Here is a 25101-nt window from a genome sequence, read left to right as displayed (position 1 = left end):
TAATTTTACTGCATAAATTCCCACGCGCTTTTATACCCCTCTGCCTCTTCGGCATACCTGATCAAATCAGCATAAAAGGGAAAATTCCCGAGCGTTGAGCTATCACCAATAACAACCAGCTTTTTCTTAGCGCGGGTGATAGCTACATTCATCCGCCGGATATCAGCAAGGAAGCCTATGTCACCCGTTATATTACTGCGCACCATGCTTATGTAAACCACATCGCGCTCCTGCCCCTGGAAACTATCGATGGTATTTACCGAAATTTTATCCTGATAGGGGAGCAATACATCTGAATTAGATAATAATTCCTGCAGGATCCTGATCTGTTCCTTGTAGGGAGAAATAACAGCGATAGTTGGGAAATCCTCGTTTCCGGAACTTATAGTTTCAGCTAACTGTGTAAGATGCTTTACCAGGAACACCGCCTCCTCCGGGTTTACCGAACTTGTGCCTTCCAGCTTTTCATCAAAACCGCAGCCCGCTGTATCCACAAACACAAATGGCAGGTCGCCCGGCAATAACAATTGATGCGCCACCGATGAATGGGCAATTAGCTTACCACCATAAAACTCTCTTGACGAAAAGCCCATGATGGTTTCATTCATGCGATATTGCTCGGTAAGCAGCGTTACCGCTTCGGGATGCAGGATCACACATTTTTCCAACAGCGTAGTGCTTAATCCGCTCCGTGCGGCCTCGTTTGATTTTATGGTGGGAGCCAGCTGAAGATGATCTCCCGCCATGACCAGCTTTTGTGCCTTTAAGATCGGGATCCAGCAGGCTGGTTCAAGCGCCTGTCCGGCTTCGTCAATTACTACTGTGTTGAATTTTACATTCCGTACCGTGTAGTGGTTGGAACCTACCAGGGTAGCGGTAATAACCTGCGCTTTTGCTACCAGGTCATCAATTATGAATTGCTCTGTTTTATCAACCTCGCGCATTATTTTATGAGCTTCGTCAAACAGAGCCTTGCGCTGGTCGCGTTCGGCTTTGCCGAAGCTGCGCTTATATTTATGCGCCATGTTTTTGTATTCAGAAGCTTGCTTTTTCAGTTTTTTAACATCCTTCACATAGCTGTGCTCCTGCATTTTGCTGTCCAATGTAAGTGACATCAATTTTTCTGAAACTCTTGCCGGATTCCCGATGCGTAACACGTTTAAACCCTCATTGCTCAACTTTTCGCTTAACAAATCAACAGCAGTGTTACTGGGGGCAACCACAAGTATTTGATCTTTATCCTGGGCAATAAGCGACTTAATGGCCTGCACCAGCGTAGTTGTTTTACCGGTTCCGGGCGGACCATGAACTATAGCCAGATCTTGTGCTGATAAGATCCTCTGAACAGCCACCTGCTGTGACGCATTTAGTCCGTTTAATGCCGCCGTCTCTTTTTGATCTGCAAATAATGGCGTTTTTCCGCCAATCAGCACATTCACTAACCTTCCTTCCGGTTTTTCCTTTAATGCTGACGCCTGTTTAATGGCATTCTGCATTTCATCATAGCTGTTATTATCAAACAATAACTCTATTCCAAGCTTGCCATCGCGGCTCCAATCAGGTAGTTCATCGGTGAACAATGTTATTTTTAGTCGATTGCCACCCTGGTAGGTAACAGTCCCTTCCAAGCGGTCTTTTTTTGGGTCATGATTGGAAAATAACACTGCGGGAGAGCCAAATCTGAATTGATGTGAAATATCCTGGTGAGTGGTTCGCTCTATTTCAACAGATAAATAATCACCGCGGCTGGGTTCTGTACCACGTATCGCGATGGGATACCACGTTAATCCGTTTGCCCGCCGATCGGAAACTGACGAAGTTTCGGTAAGTTTTAAATAGGAGTTGCGGTCTTCATCCCGCTCGATTTTTAAAAGATCGAGCAGTTTTTTAAAATAAGGCATCTGCAAAGATGGAAGTTTTTTCTTTATGATCTCCATCTGATGATCCCGATATGAACCAGGATTTACCATCAAAAAAAGCGATAAGTGTACGATGTTATGCCCGGTTTTGACAGGGTTATTTATCTACTAAATGCTTAGTTATTTATCTACTAAACAATTAGTTATAAAAAAGAAACCGGAAAATACCTCGCGTATTTTCCGGTCACAATTAACTATATAACTGCCTTATTATTATCAATATTTTCTTACAGATAACTTAGGTAGTTGTGATTTTGAAACGGCAAATTACCGGTATTGTTTTAGTAATGTTGTGTAAATAATTCGTTACAGTTAAAAATGAAATTGTAAACGAGAAGTTACAGAAATATATTTTAGTTAAACGAAAACTTGCCGTAGGTTTATCAGCTCGAATGCGTTGACTAATAAACGTAAATATTAACTCACAAACTGATTTATTAATGAAAAAAATTCTACTCATGAATTTGTGCTTACTCCTTATAACCGCAACCCGGTTATTTGCACAAAATCAAACCGTGACCGGGAAGGTTACGGCCAAGGAAGACGGCTTGCCATTGCCCGGGGTATCGGTAAGCCTGCAGGGAACAACCAACGGAACGCAAACGGACGTTAATGGTAAATACTCACTCAGCGTACCGGCCGGCGCAAAGTTGTCATTTTCATTTTTGGGCTATACAACCCAAACACTAGCTGTAAATGGCGCTACCCTAAACGTTGTGTTAACAACATCTGCCCAGCAACTGGGTGAGGTTGTGGTTACCGGTGCGTTAGGTATTTCCCGTACGCGTAATCAGCAAAGCTATGCGGCCCAGCAGGTAAACGGCGATGAAGTGAGCAAACAGCGGTCAAGCAACTTTATTGACGGGTTATCGGGCAAGGTTTCAGGTTTGGAAATTAAGCAGAACAATACCCTGGGTGGCTCAACAAACGTCGTAATTCGTGGTGTTAAATCTATTTATGGAAACAACCAGGCTTTATTTGTGATAGACGGGGTACCTGTTGACAACACAAATACTAACGGTAGCCACGGTGCAGGTTTAGGCGGGGCAATGGCTGCTCAAAGTACAGGCGGTGGTGGTTACGATTATGGAAGCCCTGCAGCAGACATCAATCCTGATGATATTGAAAGTGTAACTGTACTTAAGGGCGCCGGTGCAACTGCATTGTATGGTTCGCGTGGAAGCAACGGTGTTATATTAATAACCACTAAAAAAGCCAAAAAAGGTTTAGGTATCGTCATAAATTCAACAATTACTAATAATTCAGCTGATAAATCTACATTACCACAGTACCAGACTCAGTATGGTGAAGGTTACGGCATTCAAACCGGTGCTGGCAGCAGGGACGGATTTAGTACGGCTAACGTTTTCGGTAACCCTAACGCTCTTATTGCGCCTACCGGTGACGACGCTTCGAACGGTGTAGCTTTCAATCCTAATTTAAAGGTTTACCAGTGGGATGCCTTTGTTCCTGGTTTACCTAATTATGGTAAGGCTACCCCGTGGGTTGCGGCAAAAAACAACCCTAACTCGTTTTTTATCAATTCGCTTTCTACCAATAACAGCATACTGGTTACCAACGGAGGTGACAATGGAACATTTAAGTTAGGTTACACCCGGAGCGATGACCGCGACGATGTGCCTGGAAGTTACAACCAAAAAAACAAAATCGATTTTGGTGCTACTTATAATATCAATTCAAAATTATCTGTTGGTGCAAACGTGAATTACACCAATCAAAATAATAAAACAGGTGAAGGTACAGGTTATGATGGCACCAACTCTGATAACAGGAACGTAATGTCAGGCTTCAGGCAATGGTGGGGCTTAAATAATGATATTAAGGAACTAGAGACTGCTTATTATCTACACCCTAATTTAAACACTACCTGGAACATGGCCGACCCGGCTAGCGGAAATACCGATCCGGCTTACTGGAACAACCCATATTTCGTGGTTTTACATAATTATTCTACAGCCAGCCGTAACCGTTACCTGGGTAATGTTAATGCTACCTATAAAGCAACTGACTGGTTATCATTCACAGGCAGGGTATCGTTAGACTCTTATTCTGATTTTGATGAGGAGCGTTATGATGTAGGCAGTATTGGTGTTCCTTACTATTCAAGGTTTAACAAGGATTTTCATGAAACCAACTTTGACCTGTATGCAAACGTTGATAAAAACCTTGGTTCTGATTTCAACTTAAAAGGCTTACTTGGTACAAATATCAGGAAAGATTATATAAGTACTATCGAGGCCGAAACCAACAATGGCCTTGTTATTCCGGGTATTTACGCCTTGTCAAACACCGTGAGTTCTCCGCTTCCTGCAATAGAGGGGCTTCAGAAATCAGAAGTAGATGGGGTATTTGCAGACGCAACACTTTCCTGGAAGAAATTATTCAGCCTGGAAGGTACCATCCGCAGGGATGTTTCTTCAACGCTGCCTTCGGGAAACAATGCTTACTGGTACCCATCGGTATCCGGCGGCTTTATTTTCTCGGAGCTGCTTAAAAACCTCAATTGGCTTTCATACGGAAAGTTAAGGGCTAACTATGCTGAAGTAGGTTCTGATGCTCCTGCATATAGGGTTTTGGATACTTACACTATTAGCCCTCCTTTTGATGGCAACCCTGTTGCAATTCAGAATTTAACAAAAAACAACGCCAGCTTAAGACCAGAACGTACACGTTCAGCAGAAGGTGGGTTGGAGTTAGACTTCCTTCACGGCAGGTTGCATTTTGACGGTAGCTATTATGTTACAAAAACAATCGACCAGTTGATCCCTGTAAACGTTTCTACAACGACAGGTTATACCAGCTACTTTGAAAATGCGGGTACGGTGCAAAATAAAGGTGTCGAAATCAGCATAAGCGGTACTCCGGTTGCAACGCAAAATTTCAATTGGAAAATTACCGTTAACTGGGCTGCTAACCGTAACAAAGTTCTTAATCTATTCAAGGATGGCACAGGTAACGAAGCGAAGGATCTGTTGATCGCCAGTTTCCAAAATGGCGAGTCGATCAACGCACCGCTTGGTCAGCCATACGGTATTATAAGAGGAACAGATTATACGTATGACAAACAAGGGCGCAAGGTTGTTGATGCTAATGGTGAATACGTTATCAATGAGTCTCAAAATAACAATATCGGTAACACCAACGCAAAATGGACAGGCGGTATTAATAACGAGTTCACATTTTTTAAAAACTTTCATGCTTCGTTCCTGCTTGATTTCCGTCATGGTGGCGACATCTTCTCGAATGACCTTGCTTACGGTTTAGATGATGGTTTGTACAAGCTTACTACTTATACAAATGATCTTGGTCATTCAGTTCGTGCCCCGCTTGACCAGGGCGGTGGTTTCATCCGCCCCGGCGTAACAGCTACCGGGCAGCCAAACACAGTAAGGGTTGATGGTAGCGCATATGGCGAATGGGGTAATGGCGCAGGTTTATTACCGCTTAAGGCATTTGTGTATGATGGTAGCTTCATTAAATTAAGGGAAGCGCTTATCGGCTACGACCTTCCTTCAAGTGTGATCAGTAAATTGGGAGCTGTAAAGGGAGTTACCTTCCAACTGATAGGGCATAACTTATGGATCATTCATAAAAACATCCCGTACTCTGATCCTGAAGACGGTTTAAGTGCAGGTAATATACAAGGGATCCAGGAAGGTTCATATCCTACCGTACGTACCATTGCATTTAATTTGAAGCTAAGGTTTTAAGTGAAAAAATTCAAAAAAGAAGACATGAAAAAGAGAATACTAATTTTTGCTGCAGCATCGTTACTAACGGCCTGCACAAAAGATATAACAAAATTAAACATCGATCCGAAGCACCCTGTGACTGTGCCTTCGTATGCGGTGTTTACACAAGCTGAAAACCTGATGGCCAATAATATGACTTCGGTGAGCGAAAATGATAATATATTTCGTTTAATTGAGCAGCAGTGGACAGAGGTGCAATACTTAACAGAGTCTCAATATAATATCCCGGGACGTTCCATCGCAGACGGGATTTGGGATGAGTTTTATACCGGACCGTTGACAAATTTTGAAAAAGCCAAAGGCTTAATGAAAACAGATGTAACTGATGCAGCTACGTTAAAAAACGAGCTGGCTATTACAGATATTTGTGAAGTTTATTCCTTTTATTATTTGGTGACCACTTTCGGAAATATTCCATATTCACAGGCATTTAGTGTGAACACTACGTTATTCCCTAAATATGATGATGCTGCAACCATATACGCAGATTTGTTGAAACGTCTGGATGCAGACATTGCTAACCTTGATGCCTCCGGAGGGAGTTTCGGTACAGCTGACATGATTTATGGAGGAAGCCCGGCTGCATGGAAAAAGTTTGGCAATACCTTTAAGCTTAAAATGGGAATCTTATTGGCAGATTCAGATCCTGTGACAGCCAAAGCCACTATTACATCCGCCATTGCAGGCTCAGGAGGTATATTCACTTCAAATAGTGATAATGCTTTATATCAATTTTCAAGCTCGCCGCCATATACTAACCAGGCTTGGGTTGGTTTAGTTCAAAGCGGAAGGTATGATTACGTTGCAACAGACACTTATATGGCATTGCTGGGTTCGCAAAATGCAACTGATGCAACAATAGGAGATAAAAGAACGCCTTACTATTTTGCTCAAAACAAGGTTGGCAAGTATGTAGGCGCACCGAACGCCGAAGGGACCATCTTATTTTCTAACTACTCGTTGCCGTCGGGCTCTGAGCTAACTAAAGGAAATGCAAATGGACAGGCGGCATCTATCGGCAACCTGGCTAACGCGGATACTCCGGGTGATTTATTGGATTATTCAGAAACGCAATTTTATTTAGCAGAAGCTGCTGCAAGAGGTTTTATACCAGGTAGCACTGCAACTTACTATGCAAATGGCATCACCGCATCATTTGTATACTGGACGGGATCAGATGCGGGTGCTGCTGATATTATAACAGCTAATCCAATTGGCAGCGGACAGGCTGCTCAATTACAGGCAATTGCAAAGCAACAGTATCTTGCGCTTTACAATAGGGGATATGATGCATGGACTGTAAACAGGAGATTGGATTATCCTGTTTTAATTCCGCCACCAGATGCAATCAGCGCATTTCCTGTTCGTTTTACTTATCCTAATAAGGAACAACAGATAAACACAAGTAATTATGACGCAGCTTCTTCAGCTATAGGCGGCGATCTGGTTACTACTAAACTATGGTTTGACAAGAAATAAATAGTGAGGTAATTTTAATAAAAACTAATCCCCGGCCGTGAAAACGACCGGGGTTTTTTGTTGTGTATTATTTGATTATTAAGTATTATATCATCACCGAAAAATGGATATAATAAAATACCTGACTTGTAATTTGCGCTATAAAGAAATATTTGATAAACTATTACTTAATTAATACTTTTAAATTAATATATTTATACATAAATTTATTTCAGTATCCCTACGCGTTTTTAGTGCCCCCGATTGCAATTCTCAGATTAACCTGAGTTTGTAGTGGCTAACCATGCCAATTGTTAACCTTTTTAACTAAAATCAGATGGACATTGTTACTGACCTTACCGCAGAGGCTGCTTCCTACCTTACAGTTATCCAGGATATCTGTAAAAATAATATACCGGATGAGCTGAAGGAGAGCTCAAAAGATTACAAGCTTTGGGATGCTTTTCAAAATAATAACACGCCCGGCCATTGCAACCAGGTTCTTAAAAGAAGGATAGCTGAAATTGTATGGTCGAGTACCGGCGTGGATGCCGGTGATGAGTTAGTACACTGTTTCCTGTTAACGGCAGCTGAGCTGTTGAAATGGTTAAAGCGTTTAACGAATACTGCCCCATCACCTTCAGATGATGACAAAACACAAATAATACAGCTTGGTAATTTATTTTCAAGTCCATATTTCTGGCGCCAACTCATCAGGGATATTTTATATACCAACCCTGCTGAACGCACGCATCTGGTTATTATATTACAATATATGCCAGTTCAAATTATACTTGCGCTTGCCCCGAAAAGAACAGGAACTTACAGGCTACGGCTTTACCAGGTTTATAATCCCAGGCTCGAATCCCTGCTGAGTAAGCATGACCAGCATGCATTATCACAATTTTGGCATAGTAAGGATGGTGATATTACATTTACAGAGCGTGCATTTGTATTATTAACAGATGACAGAGCGCTGGTGCAGTGTTTAAATAAAAAAGAAATCCCATTGCCTTTTGAGAGCCTTTTTTACCAGGAACTTATGGAGGTTAGTACCTCAAGAACCAAACGCTTTGGTGATATGGAGCCGGGTGCATCGTGGCAGTTTCCTCCTTCAGGTGACATTCATTCGAATGATCCGATGCAGATTGCCGAAAAATTAAATTTAGCGGGCCTGGCATTTTCAGGAGGGGGGATCAGGTCGGCCACGTTTAATCTTGGTGTTTTACAAAAGCTTGCGGAACTGAACGTGCTTGCCAGGTTTGATTACCTGTCGACGGTATCTGGTGGCGGATATATCGGTACATGGTTCAGTTCATGGATCAAGCGTTCCGGGTCATTGTCAAAAGTTGTGGAACGGCTGAATAAAAAGGAATCGCCCGATCCTTTTGCTGATGAGGTAAGGCCCATTAAATGGTTGCGCATGTTTAGCAACTTTCTTTCGCCAAACGCCAGCATTATGTCAACCGATACGTGGACAATGGGAATAACCTGGCTGCGAAATACCCTGATAAATCAAACCGTGCTGTTACTGATCCTGCTGACCGTTTTATCGGCCATTGGCGCTTTGTTTAGCGGCTGGGATTACATTAGTAACCTTTCGGTGCATATGACAGTGGCAAAAGTTTTAACCTGGAGTGCTGTTATACTTTTGCCGGGGGCATTTCTTGCCGGCAGCGGAATGCGTTCTTATAATAATGCCCATCCGCCGCAACGGAAATTTGTACTTGGCAGAAGTGCATGGCTTGCCCACTTACTTATTGTTTGGGCAACAGGAGCGGCATTTTTACTCACTATTTGGTTTTCAACAGTAACCCTTTCTTCGCATAATTTCGGCGCCAAATTTTGGCTGCTTGCCCCGGGCGTAATATTTGGTTTTTTAGGGATGATAATAATTGCAGCCATGGGAAAATATCACCGGTTTGAGGAAGAAAAATTTAGTTCCAAACCGCTTTACCGGGTAAAACTTGCGCTGGCTATCTTTTTAACATCGGTAATTGCATCGGTTTGCGGGCTGGCACTACTGGCTACAGCCTGGCAACTGATAGAATACATTTCACTAAGCACGTTGAGGGATCCCTTTTTTCAATCAAAATTAACGCTTATTATAGGGGTGCCGATTATACTGGAGGCGATAAGCATATGTGTTGTAGTGCGGATGGCACTGATGGGTAATTTTTTTCCGGATGAGCGAAGAGAATGGTGGGGCAGGATGGGGGCTTTGGTACATCGTTTTATGATTATATGGATGTTGGTGACATTCTCGTCATTACTGCTGCCCGATCTTTTTAAAAGGATTCCCGTTAGTTATGTTGAAAAGCTGCCTGCGATATTTGGGGGATGGATGGCTATTATAGCCTATGCGGTAAAGCTTGCGTTTCAATCAAAATCAGCCGGCGATAAGGCCGTTAGTGGTGTGCTGCAGGCGCAGGAAATTTTTATTCGGTTTGCACCTTACTTGTTTATGCTTGGCTTTTTGCTTATCGGGGCGTATGCGATCGATTTTATGCGTTCAGCGGTCCAGGTACACTTTCAGCAACAAAACAGGGTGTGGTGCTGTACTGTATTAACCCTGGCGCTTGCTGTTCTAACATTTTTACTAAGCTGGCGCATTGGGGTAAACGAATTCTCGCTGCATGATTTTTATCGCAATAGGTTGGTAAGGGCTTATCTCGGCGCAACCCGCCGGAGAACAGACCGGATGAACACCGCCAACAGTTTTACTGGTTTTGACAAGGACGACGATTTCCCACTTGCATTATTGACCACTAACGAACATTATTACGGGCCTTATCCGATAATAAATACGGCGCTTAATGCCACTACAGTTTCAGAGCTTGACAGGCAAGACCGTAAAGCGGAGTCTTTTGTTTTTTCGCCCCTTTATTGCGGGTTTGATTTTAGCCCGACACGTTCTGCTGCATATAGCCGTAACCGGGTTTATGAATACGGCTACCGGCCAACGGAACATTACTCGCGCGATGCGGGGCCATTAATAGGGACTACAATGGCCATTTCCGGTGCTGCCGTTAGCCCAAATATGGGTTATCACTCATCACCCGCTACCGCTTTTTTACTTACAGTGTTTAACGTGCGGCTTGGCCGCTGGATCGGAAACCCGCGACTGGATTGCTGGAAGCGCTCAGATCCTATTGCAGGTTTGGGATATTTGATAAAAGACCTGATTGGTAAATCAGATATCAACACCAACTATGTTTGCCTGTCTGACGGGGGGCATTTTGATAATATGGGACTGTATGAATTGGTTAGGCGCAGGTGTAACTACATCTTACTTGGCGACGCTGAAGAAGATGAAAATCAACCTGCGAGGGACTTGCCAATGCAATACGGCGTTGCAGAATTGATTTTGGGGTCGAGATAGACCTTGATGTTTCGAGGATAACCAATAAGGACAAAGAAACCCGGTATAGCAAATCGCACGTGGTTCAGGGCACCATAAAATATCCGGGTAAAAAACAGGCAACCGGCACTATTGTTTATATTAAAACGTCTCTTACCGGTAATGAAACAGTAGATATAAGAGAGTATTTTGTAAATAATCCCGAATTCCCGCAGCAATCAACAGGTGATCAGTTTTTTGATGAAGCCCAGTTTGAAAGCTATAGAAAATTGGGGTATCAGTCTGTACAAAATATTAAGCAGCTGAGATTGCCTTAGTCTTCGATCGATTTTTACAGCGGCTTCTTTTAATAAAAAAACCTGTTCCCAAACGGGAACAGGCTTTCAAAATGTATCGGTTTATCCAATGCTATCTGCCACCTCCATTCCTTGGATCGGTTTTGGCTTTCAACGCATATTCGTGAGGTGGCTCAACGCCTAAAAGGTTCTTTACAAAATAATCCCAGCGACGGCGCATCATGTATGGCGAGTACTGGCCATAGCCATGCGGCATATTGGGGAACACTACTAAATCGTAATCTTTATTGGCTTTCTCCAATGCTTCAATTACCAGCAGGCTGTTATATGGCGGAACGTTATCATCCAACAAACCATGTGCAATCATCAGCTTACCCTTAAGGTTTTTAGCAAGATTTTGGTTTGCCTGTGCTGCATAGTTTGAATTTGCTGCCAAACCATTGTAGCGTTCGCCCCAGTCGTCCTCATAGTTAAGATTTTCATGATTTCCTGACTCCGAGATTCCTACTTTGAAGAAATCAGGGTAGCGGAACATTGCGCCTGCTGTTGCAAAACCACCACCTGAATGGCCCCAGATGCCTACACGTGTGGTATCTAAGTAACCGTATTTTGCAGCAAGCTGGCGAATGCCGCCTACCTGGTCAGGCAGGGTGTTTTCGCCCATGTTGCCATAGCTCATATCATGAAAGCTTTTTGAGCGCAAAGGATTGCTGGTGCCTTCAATTTCAACAACAATAAAGCCCAACTCTGCGAGTGCCTGCCCGTCGCCTCTTGAAGCTGCAAACGACCAGCTGCCTACGCTGCCGCCTTGAGGACCAGGATAGATATAATCAATTACAGGGTATTTTTTATTGGGATCAAGCGTTGTAGGCGTGATCATTAAGCCATAGACGTCGGTTTTGCCATCATGTGCTTTTACCGAAAAGGTAATAACAGGTTTCCAGCCGGTAGCCTGCAATCTTGATATATCGGTTTTCTCTAAAGTGGTGATCATCTTGCCGCTCATATCGCGCAATACAGTAACACCCGGAACATCAGGTTTTGAATAAGTATCGATGAAATAACCACCGCCAGGAGAAAGCGTAACCTGGTGATTACCTGCTTCGGGTGTAAGGTTTGCAAAGTGCTTACCATCAAAGCCTACTTTGCATAACTGGCTGAAATATGGGTTCTCTGCCTGGCGGCCGTCGGCGATAAAGTAGATCATGCGGGCTTTTTCGTCAACCTTAAGTACACGGGTTACAACGAAATCGCCTTTGGTGATCTGGTTTTTTACCTTGCCTGTGGTTGCATCATATAAATAAAGATGGCCCCAGTTATCCCGTTCCGAGTACCAGATGATCTCGTTGGTTTTATCCAAATATTTCCAGTTGATAGAACCCTGGCCCGACTCAAATTGAGTAGGCACGGTTTCTTCAAACACTTCGCGCACATCGCCGGTTGCGGCGTCTGCTATTCGAACTTTTTCATTTTTGTGATCACGGGAAGTTGATACAAAGGCAACTTTAGTATTGTCTGAGCTGAAATATACATCGTCCAGAGTTCCGCTGCTGGAGATATCGTCGCTTAGTGTGGCCCTGTGCGGATCCGGAGCAACTTTAGTTACAACAACTTTAGGATTGTCAACGTCGATAATAACCCGCTGGATCATAGCAACATCTTTATCGCCCGGCAACGGATATTTCCAGGCTTTTAAAGTAGGTTTGCCCACGTTGGTGGTAACCAGGTACATATCGCTTACGTTACGCTGGTCCTGTTTAAAGGTGGCAATCTTTTTTGAGTTGGACGACCAGATCAGGATAGCTGCATCGCTGTGCTTCCAGCCTGCGTTATCGGTGGCATAGCCATAATCTTTAACGCCATCTGTTGTAAGCTGGGTTTCTTTTTTTGTATCAACGTCACGTACCCAAAGGTTCCAGTCGCGGATGAAAGCTTCCTTTTTACCATCAGGTGAAAGGTTATAAATATTACCGCCTCTGCCGCCACCGCGACGGCCGCCGCGTGCTCTTGCTCCTGCCGGAGACGTGTCTTCAGCAACTTTGTAATTGCTCAAGTCGGCGCTCCATTGTTTGCCGTCGGCCTCAAACACAATGGATTTGCCATCTGCAGAAAATGTAATGCTTTGAAACGGCAGCATGTTGGCGGTGTATTGTTTGCCGGTTGCTGTTGAAAGCGCAGCCGCCAATTTTTGCTGATCGAACGCCGGAGAACGGGTTCCTTTGGTCGGGTCGACGAGGATAAATTCGCTGCCGGTTGCAGTTAGTGTACGGTACCAGAACTTGTCGCCTGCGAGCCATTCAGGGCGAACGCCGTTGTTGTCGATCAGCGGTTCGACGCCATAGCTTAGCCGGCTTTCGGCGCGTTCATAATCTTTTGTGGTTAGCGGAGGGCCCTGTTGGGCGTGGGCGCACAATACCAATGCACAAGGTATTGCCGTGAGTAAAAATTTATTCATAGCTTGTTTAATAAGTCAGTTACGTTTACAGCAAACCAAGCTACAGCAAAATAATAGCTTTCACAAATTTGATAGGTTGTGTAATATTATTGTGGCAGAGGAAATGGGGAGGAATTTTGGAATTCGGATGTTTGATGTCGGGGTTTTAAAGGAATTCCGCAGGGTATCCTTGAAGCCCTGCGGAATTTGTATGGAATTATTTGATCAAATAACTATAGCTACCGGCAGAAACTTTTAAACCGTTTACCGCATTTATCGGTGCTGAATGTTCCAATACTTTTTTACCTGCCGGGAAAATAATAGTACCGGTTGAATTAGCAGGAATAGTTACCGAATATTCAACAGCATCGCCTTTGCGTTTCCACGAGGATATTATTTTTCCGTAAGGCCCAGTATGTTCGGATTCAAAGTGATCCAGTTTTTCAATAAAATGAGGGGTCAACAGCACGTTTTTAAAACCGGGCGATTGCGGATCGACCTTGATACCTCCGATGCCCTTATAATACCAAGCCCCAATCTCGCCAAACATAATGTGATTTAATGATAAGGCATCGTCAGCATCAATATTCCAGTTTTCATAAAGCGTTGTTGCGCCCCTTGCAATCCACCATCCCCATGAAGGGAAGGTTTCCTGGGATGCAATCGAATAGGCAACATCAGCGTAGCCATTATCACTTAAGGCACTTAATATGGCCTTTGCACCTAAAATGCCTACATCCAAATGATTGTTATCTTGTTTAACGCGTTCGGCCAGGTTTGCTGCCACTTTAGCTTTTATACCTTCAGGAACCATACCCCAGAATAAAGGTACTGACAACTCAGTTTGGTAGCCCTGATCATAAACGCCGGTTGATGTATTCAAATATTTAGCGTTAAAGGCATCTTTAATTTCTAAAGCAAGCGCCTCGTATTTTTTCTGATCGTCGGTTTTTCCAAATAGCTTTGCCGCTTTTGCCAGTACGGTCACATCAGTAAAATAATAGGCAGTTGATGTAAACTCAACCGGGGTTTTAGACTTAACCGGCACCCAATCGCCAAGGCCCCAGGTGGTCAGCCCGGTTGGGTATAAGTCCGCTATGTGGTTTACGTAACGTTTTATTGCATCGTAATTGTCGCCAAGGGTTTTGCTGTCGCCATAAAACATATACAAATTCCATGGTATAATGGCCACGGTGCTGGTCCAATCAGGCCCGTTACCCCACTCATAACCCCATCCGTTTGAAGGAATGATAGATGGCAGTACGCCGTTTGGCTGCTGCTCGTCGCGGTGGTCGCCCATCCATTTTTCGTAAATGGTGATGCCATCGAAGTTGTATAAACCAGTTTCGCTGGCTATGTGTGCATCGCCTGTCCAGCCGTTCTTTTCACGCTGCGGGCAATCGGTAGGGTAGCCAAAGAAGTTAGACAGGTACGACACATTAGTTGCCGCCCAGATCTTGTTCAGCGTATTGCTTGAAGAATTGATACTGCCAACCGGCGTTACGTCGCTGTGCATAAAATAGCCGGTTACGCTTTCTTTTTTTAGTTCGATAGGCTTATCGCTGGTTACCTCGACATATTGAAAACCCTTGTAGTTAAAGCGAGGCATAAACGTTTCTTCGCCTTTGCCGTTTAGGGTATAAATATCAGTTTGGAAAGGGTCTTTATCATCAGTAGGACGGTAATGAATATCAATATTCGACTGGTCCACATGGCCATTTTTACCCAATTTCTCCGCATGTTTAAGGCGGATAACCGTGCCGGCCGAGCCATTTACAGTTATGCTGCTTACGCCTGAAATATTCCTACCCAAATCAAACAGGTACGTTTTATCATCCAGCTTTTTCATGCTTTGTGCCGGGAGCTTTTCTATTGCGCGGATCGGCTGCATGGTTTGCGCAACAATATTAAGCGATGGTGCCTGGCGATTGATCACGCCTCTCCATGCGGTATCGATAAAGCTGGCGGTAGCCCATCCGGGTTGTTCCAGGCGGGCATCGTAGTGTTCGGCGGTGTAAATGCTGTTGAAAACTACCGGGCTAAGGGCGGTTTTCCATTTTTTATTTGATGAGATGGTTTCTGTTGTGCCATCTTCATAAGTCACCCTTAAATCCAGGCAAAATGCCGGGCGGTTGCGCCATGGGGCTTTGTGGAAGTCCCAAACCGCGGTGCTCTGGTGGTTATACCAGCCATTGCCTAACAATACACCGACTGCATTTTTTCCATCCTTTACCTGTGAGGTAACATCGTACGATACATAAAGTGTGCGCCTGTCAAAACGGGTGTACATCGGGTCGAGCCTGTGGTTGCCTATCTTTTCACCATTAATATATAATTCATATAACCCGGCAACAGCTATATAAGCGCGGGCCGATTTTATTTTTTTTGCAAGATCGAATGAATGGCGGAAGTAGGGTGCCGGCTTGGTGTTCATGTCGTGCGTATCGCTGATCCATGTGCCCTTCCAGTTGCTTTTATCCATCAGGCCTGTTTCAAAGCTGGTGATGGCCGATAACGAGCTTTTGCCATCTTTATCCCAAACCGCAACGCGCCAATAGTATTTGGTGTATGGCAATAATGCTTTGCCATTATAAATTACCCGGTTAGCGTCTGATACAGTTTTTACCGTTTGCCAGGTGTTTGCTATGCCTTTATTTAATTCAACAGAATCTGTACTAACCGATAGCTGGTAAGCGGTTTGTTTTGCGCCCTGCCTGTCATCATTCATCATCCACATCAAGCGGGGATGAGGAGAATCCATGCCTATTGGGTTGTAAAGGTATTCACATTTAAGCCCGGTGATCTTTGGTGCGGCGTTGGCCAAGGCTGCGCTTAGGATCAATAATATACAAACGAAGATTTTGTTGATGGATGAGTTTTTTAGCAATGTGGTAGTCATCAATAGGAACAGATAAAATGATTTGAATCAGCAGGAATGAAATAATTGGACAGAATTGTCTTTACCCGCCAAATTTAGAGAATTAAAATAAACGACCGTCCTGCACCGTCTGAAAGCATCAAGTAGTTTTAAAAGCCTAAAGCTGGTCAGTAAATAGTTCGTTGATGCTAAGTACGAACCCAGGAAGGATGCCAGTAGTTAACTCATCGTCAATTGTAAATGGCCTCGCTGCCTGATAGCGACCATCAATAAGGATATACTGCAAAAGATTTTTTTCTGTAGGATTGATGATCCAATATTCAAAAACTCCAGCCTCTTCATAAGCTTCAAATTTATTTCGGAGCTCTTTTTTATTATTTCCAGGCGACAATATTTCTACTACAATATCCGGCGAACCAATGCATCCCCTTACGTCTACTTTTTTGGGGTCGCAGATTACACAAATATCTGGTTGTACAACTGTGGTAACATCTTTATCATCTGTTGATCTCCTTATCAAGCGGACATCAAACGGAGCAGAAAAAACTTTGCATGGCTTTCCCTTTAAATAGTTATACAATTCGTTGGAGACTGCTGCTGAAATTATTTGATGAACCGAACCCGGTGCCGGGCTCATTTTAAAGATCTTTCCTTTAATTAATTCCAACCGCTCATCAAACGTCCACTTTAGGTAGTCGGCGTAAGTGTAGGTTTTGTTAATATCGAGGTCTGACAGTTGCATTGATATAAATCCTTTATCACAAATTTAGCGAAATTAAAGTAATCGCCATAACACGAAAAGCAAATTGCCAACACAGCTTTTAACATAACTTTATTGTTGTTACCTTAGTAGCTGTGGATAATTTTATTGTTTCGGCACGCAAATATCGCCCGGTTACTTTTGAAAGCGTTGTTGGTCAGCAACATATCACCAATACGCTAAAAAACGCCATTAAGAATAACCAGTTGGCGCAGGCATTTTTGTTCTGCGGTCCGCGTGGCGTGGGCAAAACTACCTGTGCGCGCATCCTTGCAAAAACCATAAACTGCGAAAATTTGCAGCCCAATGGCGAAGCCTGCGGTGTTTGTGCTTCGTGCCAGTCCTTCCAAAACGGAAACTCTTTTAATGTTCATGAACTTGATGCCGCATCAAATAACTCGGTTGATGATATCCGCAGCCTGATAGAACAGGTGCGCATCCCGCCACAAGCTGTACGGTATAAGATCTATATCATCGATGAAGTGCACATGCTGTCGCAGGCAGCATTCAACGCGTTTTTGAAAACGCTGGAAGAGCCGCCTCATTATGCCATATTTATATTAGCCACTACTGAGAAACACAAGATCCTGCCGACCATTCTTTCGCGCTGCCAGATCTTTGATTTCAACCGCATCCGTGTAGATGATATGGCTGCCCACCTGGCATCCATCGCACAAAAGGAAGATATCAGCTATGAAACTGACGGCTTACACATCATCGCCCAAAAGGCAGATGGTGGTTTGCGCGATGCCTTGTCCATGTTCGACCAGATTGTTAGCTTTTCTGGTGGAAATGTAACTTACCGTTCGGTTATTGACAACCTGAATATACTCGACTACGACTACTACTTTAATATAACCGACAGGCTGCTGAACGAGGATAATGCCAAAACATTGTTATTGTTTGATGAGATCCTGTCGCGCGGGTTTGACGGCGCCCATTTTATTTCGGGCTTGTCTGAACACTTCCGGAATCTGCTAGTAGGCAAGGACCAGGCTACGTTGAAGCTACTAGAAGTAAGCGATGGCATCCGGAGTAAATACCTGCAACAATCGCAGGCTGCCACAATGTCGTTCCTGCTCTCGGCCATGAATATCGCCAACCAATGTGATTTGAGCTATAAGCTAAGTAAAAACCAGCGGTTACAGGTTGAACTGGCTTTGCTCAAAATGTGTAACCTGCAATCCGTCTTTAATTTGGCGGTTACTCCGCTAACAGCAATGCCCGCATCTGAGGGGCAATTAAAAAAAAAACCTGATTCCGCAGTAAATTCTCCTGAAGGCGAACAAAAACCAGTTGCAGAAACTCCAATAGTCAATGCTGCGAGGCCTGTTGAAGTAGCTGTAAATCAGCCTTTAAATAAAACGACCGCAGTGGAGGCTCCCAAGAATGAGCAGCCCGCTGATAAGCCAAAGATCTTCATTCCAAACTTACAGGCCACTTCATCCTCGGTAAAGATTCCGTCATTAAAAGATGTGGGTAAAACCAAGGACGAAATGCTGGATGAGGAAGACCCCTACATTAAAGGTGACGCCAGGAATGACTATACATTCGACCAGTTGTTAAAATGCTGGAGCGATTATGCGGCCATGATGAAGGCCGACGGGAAAAAGAACTTGCTTACCATTTTTACTACGAACCCTCCAAAAAAGCTTGGTGAAAATTTATACGAGGTAATAGTAGAAAACAAGGTGCAGGAAAATGTATTCCGCGATGAAAGGCCTAACCTGCTTAACTACCTGCGTACTACCTTAAAGAACTTTGATATTGAGGTCAACGTACGGATTGATGAGGTAACCGCTGTAAAGCGGCCTTATACCGCATCGGAAAAATTTCAGCACATGGCTGCCAAAAACCCGGCGCTCGCTGAGTTGAAGGCTAAGTTTAACCTTGATTTTGATTAACAATTTTTGTTTTTCTGTCGTTATTTGTAACTTGCGGGTAACCAATACTTAATAATGAAACCATGGATTTTTTGAAGGCAGTGTGGAACGAGTTTACCGGCTTTTTCGGTTTTGGCGGTTTATATGATATATTAAAATCAGGTAATTACAGTGAGTTATTAACCTACCATGGCATCACTTCAGCTTTAGGGCCACTTCTCCCGTTCGTATTGATCATTGAAATTATCCGTGCAGCCTTCTATAAGCGGTTTAAGGTAATTGAGTATAAAATTTCGTTTTTTACCTATGTATTGAATGCTTTTATCGGCAGGGTAATTTCTTTTGCTATGATCGGCTTGTGTATTGGGTGGTTTGCTAAATACGGCATTTTAAAAACCACCTTCACCTGGTATTGGTTTATATACAGTTATGTAGTTTGGGAGTTTTCGCACTTTATTTACCACTTTTTGGCGCATAAGGTGCGCATTCTGTGGTGTCTGCATTCAACGCATCACGCGCCGGCTAACATGAACTTATCGGTAACCTATGCGCATTTCTTTTTAGAGGGGCCGTATGCCGATGTAGTACGCACATCCATTTGTATTTTACTGGGCGTTAACCCGGCAGTACTATTTGTTATCATGTTTATTGATGGTACCTGGGGGGCGTTTATCCACATTGGTGAAAATATTGCGCAGGACGCCCGCTTTGGGTTTTTAAATAAAATAATACTTACCCCATCACACCACAGGGTTCACCATGCAAAAAATCCAAAATACATGGATACCAATTTTTGTAACCTGCTGAATATATGGGATAAGGTATTCGGTACTTATGTAGAGGAAGACCGGGCAATGCCCATTGAATACGGGATTTCGCGCCCGATGAAGCCGCATAGCTTTTTAGACGCTTATTTTGGTGAGATAGTAGCCTTAGGAAAAGATGTTGCAAAAGCCCCCGGCATTAAAAATAAAGTATTGTATATTATTATGCCGCCCGGCTGGAGCCATACCGGCGATCACAAAATGTCGAGCGTGGTGAGGAAACACTATTTTGAGGAGTTGGAGAAGGAGAAGAGGAGTGTTGAAAAAACCGGGGAGCTGGTGGAGGGGTAAGAATGTATTCGTAAAAAGCTCAACTCAACTGTCAATTTCAATTAATGCTGTCCCGGTAAGCAATCGGAGTTAAGCCTGTTTCTTTTTTGAAAAGCCTGGAAAAATACGGCGGGTTTTCAAAACCAAGCTGGTAGGCGATTTCCGCCACGGTAAGGTCCGCACCAATTAATAGATTTTTCGCTTCCGAAATAAGATAGCTGTGAATATGGTCGATGGCCGGCTTTCCTGTTTCCTGTCGTAGCAAGTCGCTAAGGTAACTGGGAGACATCTTTAATTGCGCTGCGATAGCCGCGACGGTGGGTAATCCATTGGCTAGCAGCGCGCCATTTTCAAAATACTGCCTGATGGCTTTATTAAATTTGGTAGTTATTTTACCCGTCAGCTCACTCCTGTTCAGGAACTGGCGCTTATAAAAACGCTGCGAGTATTTCAGGATGGCCTCAATATGGCCGATAATGATCTCTTTGCTGAATTCATCCTGATTGTTGTTGTATTCGGTCTCAATCTTATGGAATAACTCCCACATGATTTCTTCCTCGCGGGGCGAAATATGGAGCGCCTCATTAGTTTCATAGTCGAAAAAGCTATACTTTTTAATGGTTTGGTGTAAGGGCTCACCATTCAGGAAATCACGGTGGAACATAATGGTAAATCCCTTACCGTCCAGTTTGATGTTTTTGAGCTCGACAACCTGGCCGGGCTTAACATAAGTCATCGAACCGCCGTTATGGTCGTATTTGGTACGACCATAATTAAAACTTCCGGAAATGAGCTTTTTAAAGGCAATAGAATAAAAATCGGTTGTATATTCATTTTTGGCCAAGCCGCAGGTAACTGCGCAGGTGTCTACACAAGTTATTAGGCTAAGCAAGGGATTCTCCGACATCGGCAGATTCCTCGCTTTATGCAACTCGCTGATACTTTTAAAATGCTTCATTTTAATAAAGATACGGCATCCTGCTTATGGGACACCGAATCTCTCTGAATTTAACTAATTAATGACCGTGTGCCGCAACAGAAACTTCTTTCCACGATTCCCAAACCGCCAGGCGGTCTGCATAAACCTGTTGCACCCGGGGTAAAGCCATCTTTCCCAAAAAGAGACGTAAGGGTGGCTCTTCGCTGTCCACTAATTTTAAAATGGCCGGTACGGTGGCCTCCGGATGGCCAATCATCTCCGGTTTAAAATAACCATAGAATGCCTCCTTTATTCCGTCGTACAATGCGATAGGTTTTGCTTTAACTGCCGAATCGCCGCTCCAGTCTGTACCGAAGGCGTTTGGCTCAACAATGCTCACCTTTATCCCGAATCCCTTAACTTCAGCAGCAAGACTTTCACTTAATCCTTCTATCGCCCATTTCGAAGCATTATAAATTCCTAAAATAGGCCCCGACACAATACCCAACAAACTTGAAACCTGTATGATGTGTCCTGCGTCTTGTTCCCGCATAACCGGGATAATAGCTTGCGTCATCCATAACAAACCAAATACATTGGTTTCAAACTGTCCCCTGGCTTCCTGCTCGCTGGTTTCTTCAATAGCGCCGAATAAACCATAACCGGCGTTATTGATCAGCACGTCTATGCGTCCAAAATGTTCGTAGCCTTGCCTTACTACGGCAAAGCACTGGTCCCGGTCGTTTACATCCAATTGGATGGGCAATACTGCCTCGCCGTATGTTGCTGCAAGATCGTTTAGTGAATCAATATTTCGAGCGGAGGCGATTACCTTGTCACCACGTTTTAAAAGTGCTTCGGCCCATATTTTACCCAGCCCCCTGGATGCGCCTGTTATTAAAATTACCTTAGATTTCATATCATTATTTTTAATACAAAATTACAGGCGGCGGGGATAGGGGAGTTATACATATCGCAGAATGTAGGATACATATTTATTGAAATTAGCTATCCTTACACTACCTGGTTCAAAATCAAAACACCAATCAATCCGACAACTGAAACTATAGATTCCATTAGCGACCACGATCTGATGGTATCCTTTATAGAAAGGTTGAAATACTCCTTAAACATCCAGAACCCCCCATCGTTAACATGTGAGAATGCCAGGCTTCCTGCGCCTATAGATAGCACCATTAAATTGGGATTGATATTGTGATTGTTCACCATCATGGTTGAAATAATGCCTGCGGTGGTTAACCCCGCGACGGTAGCCGAACCCAAGCTGATGCGGATAATGGCAGCGAGCAACCAGCCCAGGATCAATGGCTGCAGATGAAAACCCAGCAATATCGTAGTTATATCCTTATCGGCCCCGCTGTCTACCAGCACCTGTTTGAAAATTCCTGATCCGCCTATTATAAGCAGGATAGCGGCAATGTCCTTTATCGCATCACCGTACAGATCAGCCAGTTTCTTCATGCTTATCTTTTGCTTGATTCCCAATGAATAAGTGGCAAAAATAAAGGAGATCAGCATTACAATAGGAGCATCGCCTATAAACGTGATGAATTTATGCAAAGCCCCGGTGCTATGATCTGTATTAAGATAAAAGGCACTAGCCATTAGCAGGATAACCGGAAGCAAAGCCGTCAGGAAACTGTTCGCTGCACCAGGCAGCTTATCGGCCGGCAGCTCATCAGCTCTGAATGTTGCCAGGGGGCTTGACGGTATTTTCTTCAAAGTGCTTGCAAATACAGGCCCTGCCAAAATAATTGCAGGTATGGCAAGTATTATTCCATAAATCAATGTTTTACCCATATTGGCATGAAACATACCAACAAGAGCAGTAGGCGACGGGTGCGGCGGCAAAAAACCATGTGTGACAGACAAAGCAGCCAACATAGGTAAACCAATATATACAGCGGGCAGTTTATATTTGTATACTACCGAAAATATAAGCGGCACCATCAACACAAAACCGGTATTATAAAAAAGCGGGATCCCTACGATAAAGCCCACTACTACCAACGCCCACTGTATGTGTTTAACACCAAACAGGTTAACCAATACTTCGGCAATTTTTTGTGCCGCACCGCTTGTGGCAACAAGTTTACCCGTCATGGCCCCAAGGCATATTATTATTGTGATGGCGCCTAAAGTATCGCCCAAGCCTTTTTGCACGGACTTGCCAACCTGGTCCAGCGGAATCCCTAATAGTATACCAGCAGTTATCGAAACTATCAGAAAGGCGACAAATGGATTTATCTTTGCCCAGCTCACCAATAGTACCAGCAGAATGATGCAGAAGAGAATAGTTAAAAGGGTCATTTGTTTTTTATTGGTTTGATGATGGATGCCAAACGTAAATTTATCCCGTGCGTTAATCTGTAGCCATCTAAAGTAATAACAATATTCTATTTTGAAATTTTAGGGGATGAAAATCTTTGTACTTTAGTAAAATAAAACACTAATCGCCATGAAGCTAATACCATATTTAAACTTTGCAGGAAATACTGAGGAGGCCTTGAATTTTTACCAAAAGGTTTTTGAAGGCACTGTTAGCGATGTAAATCGCTTTGGTGAAATGTTACCTGCTGAAGCCAATTACCAGGATAAAATTATGCACGCCCGTTTGGCATTTGGCGACAATATGCTGATGTTTTCTGATGGGATGCCCGGTCAGCCAGTTGACCATGGCAATGGGATTTACTTAAGTATTGGTCTTGATGACGAAGCAAAGGCGCGTTCGATATTTGACCAGTTAGGTGAGGGAGGGAATATTACCATGCCGCTTGAGAAACAGTTTTGGGGAGCATTGTTTGGCCAGGTTAAGGACAAGTACGGGATTAGCTGGATGATAAATTGTGAGGTTGGTTCATAGTTGATGGTTCATAGTTCATGGTAGCTACAATGGCGCGTACAAAGTAATTTCCCGGTCATGTTTGACCATTTAAACGGCATTAGCCCCCACTATTCTTAATAGCATGACTATCTTAGCGAACCGGCGAAGCAATCGGATAATTACTCTCTATGACTTCAAAACGCTACTTACTTCTTGTACTCATATTAGGGGCGCTTACAGCCATTGCGCCATTTTCTATCGATATGTATTTGCCGGGTTTTCCGGCAATTGCAAAATCGTTGCATACCACTACCGCTGAAGTATCACTTTCACTCTCTGGCTTTTTTATCGGGATTTCGGCCGGGCAACTACTATATGGTCCGTTACTTGATAGGTTCGGCCGCAAAAGACCGCTGTACATAGGGATGGTACTTTATGTAATTGCTTCCATCGGTTGTTTTTTTGTGGGGTCGATAGAGCAGTTGATCGTATTGCGCTTTATACAGGCGATAGGCAGTTGTGCCGCAACGGTTGCCGCTATGGCTATGGTGCGTGACATTTTCCCGGTGGAGGATAATGCCAAAGTATTTGCCTTGCTGATATTAATATTAGGGGTTTCACCCATGCTGGCACCAACAGTTGGAGGTTACATAACCGCTGCCTTTGGCTGGCAAGTAATATTTTTAATATTGGCAGGGATTGCTTTTTTTGTTCTATTAGCGGTGATTTTCCTGTTACCCGAAAGCTACCAGCCCGACCCATCATATTCATTAAAACCTGTTCCTATTATTACCAGCTTTTGGTCGGTAATGAAGCATCCTCAGTTTTATACCTATGCTATTTGCGGGGCTATAGGGTTCTCGGGGTTGTTTGCCTACCTGGCTGCTTCGCCTTTTGTTTTTATGGACGTTTATGGCATCAGCAGTAAAGTTTACGGTTGGATTTTCGCTCTGCTTTCTATTGGCTTTATCGGCTCCAGTCAATTTAATGGCATACTGACCAAAAGATATAAAAGTGAGCAAATAGTAAATGTAACGTTGCCGGCGATGGTGATCATCGGGATCATTTTCGTGGTAGGGTCAACCGGAAACTGGCTTGGGATCTATGGAACTATCGTAACCGTATTCGCCTTTTTATGCTGTGTAGGCATAACTTATCCAAACACGGCGGCATTGTCGCTTGCGCCGTTTGCCAAAAATGCCGGAACCGCCGCCGCCCTGATGGGGGCATTGCAAATGGCGATGGGTACGCTTACATCCATAGTGGTAAGTATGTTCAAAAGCCGCAGCACCATCCCTATGGCGGGGTTAATGGCAACTGCGGCGATATTGGCTTTGCTGGTATTGTTAATAGGCAGAAGAAATATTGCCAAGCCGGTTGAGGCGGTAGCCGATGCGGGAGTAGGGGTGCATTAGGAAGTTCATAGTTGATGGTTCATAGTTCATGGTAGCTGCGGTTAGTTAAACACTCGCTGAATTTTG

The 25101-nt window shown here is 43.8% G+C and carries 15 protein-coding genes; 8 read left to right on the top strand and 7 right to left on the bottom strand.

All coding sequences use genetic code 11. From position 1 onward, the window contains the following. Window positions 1-5: 5 nt before the first annotated feature. Window positions 6-1901, bottom strand: coding sequence for an AAA domain-containing protein (locus tag KXD93_RS10595; protein WP_258137389.1), 1896 nt, complete (start codon window positions 1899-1901; stop codon window positions 6-8). A gap of 458 nt (window positions 1902-2359) precedes the next feature. Here KXD93_RS10595 and KXD93_RS10590 point away from each other — a divergent pair, with 458 nt between their 5' ends. The 4 genes from KXD93_RS10590 to KXD93_RS10575 all read left to right on the top strand — a co-directional run bounded on the left by KXD93_RS10590 (window position 2360) and on the right by KXD93_RS10575 (window position 10828). Continuing rightward, entirely contained in the window at window positions 2360-5650 is a 3291-nt protein-coding gene (locus tag KXD93_RS10590; protein ID WP_258137065.1) for a SusC/RagA family TonB-linked outer membrane protein, read from the top strand. A gap of 24 nt (window positions 5651-5674) precedes the next feature. Further along, a complete protein-coding gene (locus KXD93_RS10585) occupies window positions 5675-7171 on the top strand; it encodes a SusD/RagB family nutrient-binding outer membrane lipoprotein (RefSeq protein ID WP_258137064.1) in 1497 nt (498 codons plus the stop codon). A gap of 316 nt (window positions 7172-7487) precedes the next feature. Continuing rightward, window positions 7488-10532, top strand: coding sequence for a patatin-like phospholipase family protein (locus KXD93_RS10580; protein WP_258137063.1), 3045 nt, complete (start codon window positions 7488-7490; stop codon window positions 10530-10532). A 59-nt stretch (window positions 10533-10591) separates the two neighbouring features. Continuing rightward, the gene (locus KXD93_RS10575) at window positions 10592-10828 is read left to right on the top strand and encodes a hypothetical protein (protein WP_258137062.1); all 237 of its coding nucleotides are present in this window, start codon (window positions 10592-10594) and stop codon (window positions 10826-10828) included. 91 nt (window positions 10829-10919) lie between these two features. Here the strand turns inward: KXD93_RS10575 and KXD93_RS10570 are convergent, their stop codons facing one another. From KXD93_RS10570 to KXD93_RS10560, 3 genes are all read right to left on the bottom strand, one after another. After that, complete coding sequence (locus KXD93_RS10570) at window positions 10920-13262, bottom strand: S9 family peptidase (RefSeq protein WP_258137061.1); 2343 nt, start codon at window positions 13260-13262, stop codon at window positions 10920-10922. Window positions 13263-13458: 196 nt separating this feature from the next. Next, window positions 13459-16140 carry an alpha-L-rhamnosidase gene (locus tag KXD93_RS10565; RefSeq protein ID WP_258137060.1) on the bottom strand — a complete coding sequence of 894 codons (2682 nt, stop codon included), beginning with the start codon at window positions 16138-16140 and terminating at the stop codon, window positions 13459-13461. A 136-nt stretch (window positions 16141-16276) separates the two neighbouring features. Further along, a complete protein-coding gene (locus tag KXD93_RS10560) occupies window positions 16277-16861 on the bottom strand; it encodes a Uma2 family endonuclease (RefSeq protein WP_258137059.1) in 585 nt (194 codons plus the stop codon). A gap of 113 nt (window positions 16862-16974) precedes the next feature. On the opposite strand from KXD93_RS10560, the gene KXD93_RS10555 reads away from it, so the two are divergent. Both KXD93_RS10555 and KXD93_RS10550 read left to right on the top strand, forming a co-directional pair. After that, complete coding sequence (locus tag KXD93_RS10555) at window positions 16975-18783, top strand: DNA polymerase III subunit gamma/tau (protein WP_258137058.1); 1809 nt, start codon at window positions 16975-16977, stop codon at window positions 18781-18783. A gap of 62 nt (window positions 18784-18845) precedes the next feature. Then, the gene (locus KXD93_RS10550; RefSeq protein WP_258137057.1) at window positions 18846-19877 is read left to right on the top strand and encodes a sterol desaturase family protein; all 1032 of its coding nucleotides are present in this window, start codon (window positions 18846-18848) and stop codon (window positions 19875-19877) included. A 37-nt stretch (window positions 19878-19914) separates the two neighbouring features. On the opposite strand, the gene KXD93_RS10545 is transcribed toward KXD93_RS10550, so the two are convergent. The 3 genes from KXD93_RS10545 to KXD93_RS10535 form a co-directional block, all read right to left on the bottom strand. Next, window positions 19915-20814: a helix-turn-helix domain-containing protein gene (locus KXD93_RS10545; protein ID WP_258137056.1), complete on the bottom strand. Its 900-nt coding sequence runs from the start codon at window positions 20812-20814 to the stop codon at window positions 19915-19917. A gap of 58 nt (window positions 20815-20872) precedes the next feature. Continuing rightward, window positions 20873-21694, bottom strand: coding sequence for an SDR family NAD(P)-dependent oxidoreductase (locus KXD93_RS10540; protein ID WP_258137055.1), 822 nt, complete (start codon window positions 21692-21694; stop codon window positions 20873-20875). Window positions 21695-21789: 95 nt separating this feature from the next. Continuing rightward, window positions 21790-23106: a gluconate:H+ symporter gene (locus KXD93_RS10535; RefSeq protein WP_258137054.1), complete on the bottom strand. Its 1317-nt coding sequence runs from the start codon at window positions 23104-23106 to the stop codon at window positions 21790-21792. 148 nt (window positions 23107-23254) lie between these two features. Here KXD93_RS10535 and KXD93_RS10530 point away from each other — a divergent pair, with 148 nt between their 5' ends. After that, on the top strand, window positions 23255-23659 hold the full coding sequence (locus KXD93_RS10530) for a VOC family protein (protein WP_258137053.1): 405 nt from the start codon (window positions 23255-23257) through the stop codon (window positions 23657-23659). Between the two features lie 149 nt (window positions 23660-23808). Then, a complete protein-coding gene (locus tag KXD93_RS10525) occupies window positions 23809-25035 on the top strand; it encodes a multidrug effflux MFS transporter (RefSeq protein ID WP_258137052.1) in 1227 nt (408 codons plus the stop codon). Window positions 25036-25101: the final 66 nt, after the last annotated feature.

Origin of the sequence: Mucilaginibacter phenanthrenivorans (assembly GCF_024721155.1) — a bacterium.
Classification (GTDB): Bacteria; Bacteroidota; Bacteroidia; order Sphingobacteriales; family Sphingobacteriaceae; genus Mucilaginibacter; species Mucilaginibacter phenanthrenivorans.
This window is presented reverse-complemented; position numbering and strand designations above follow the sequence as displayed.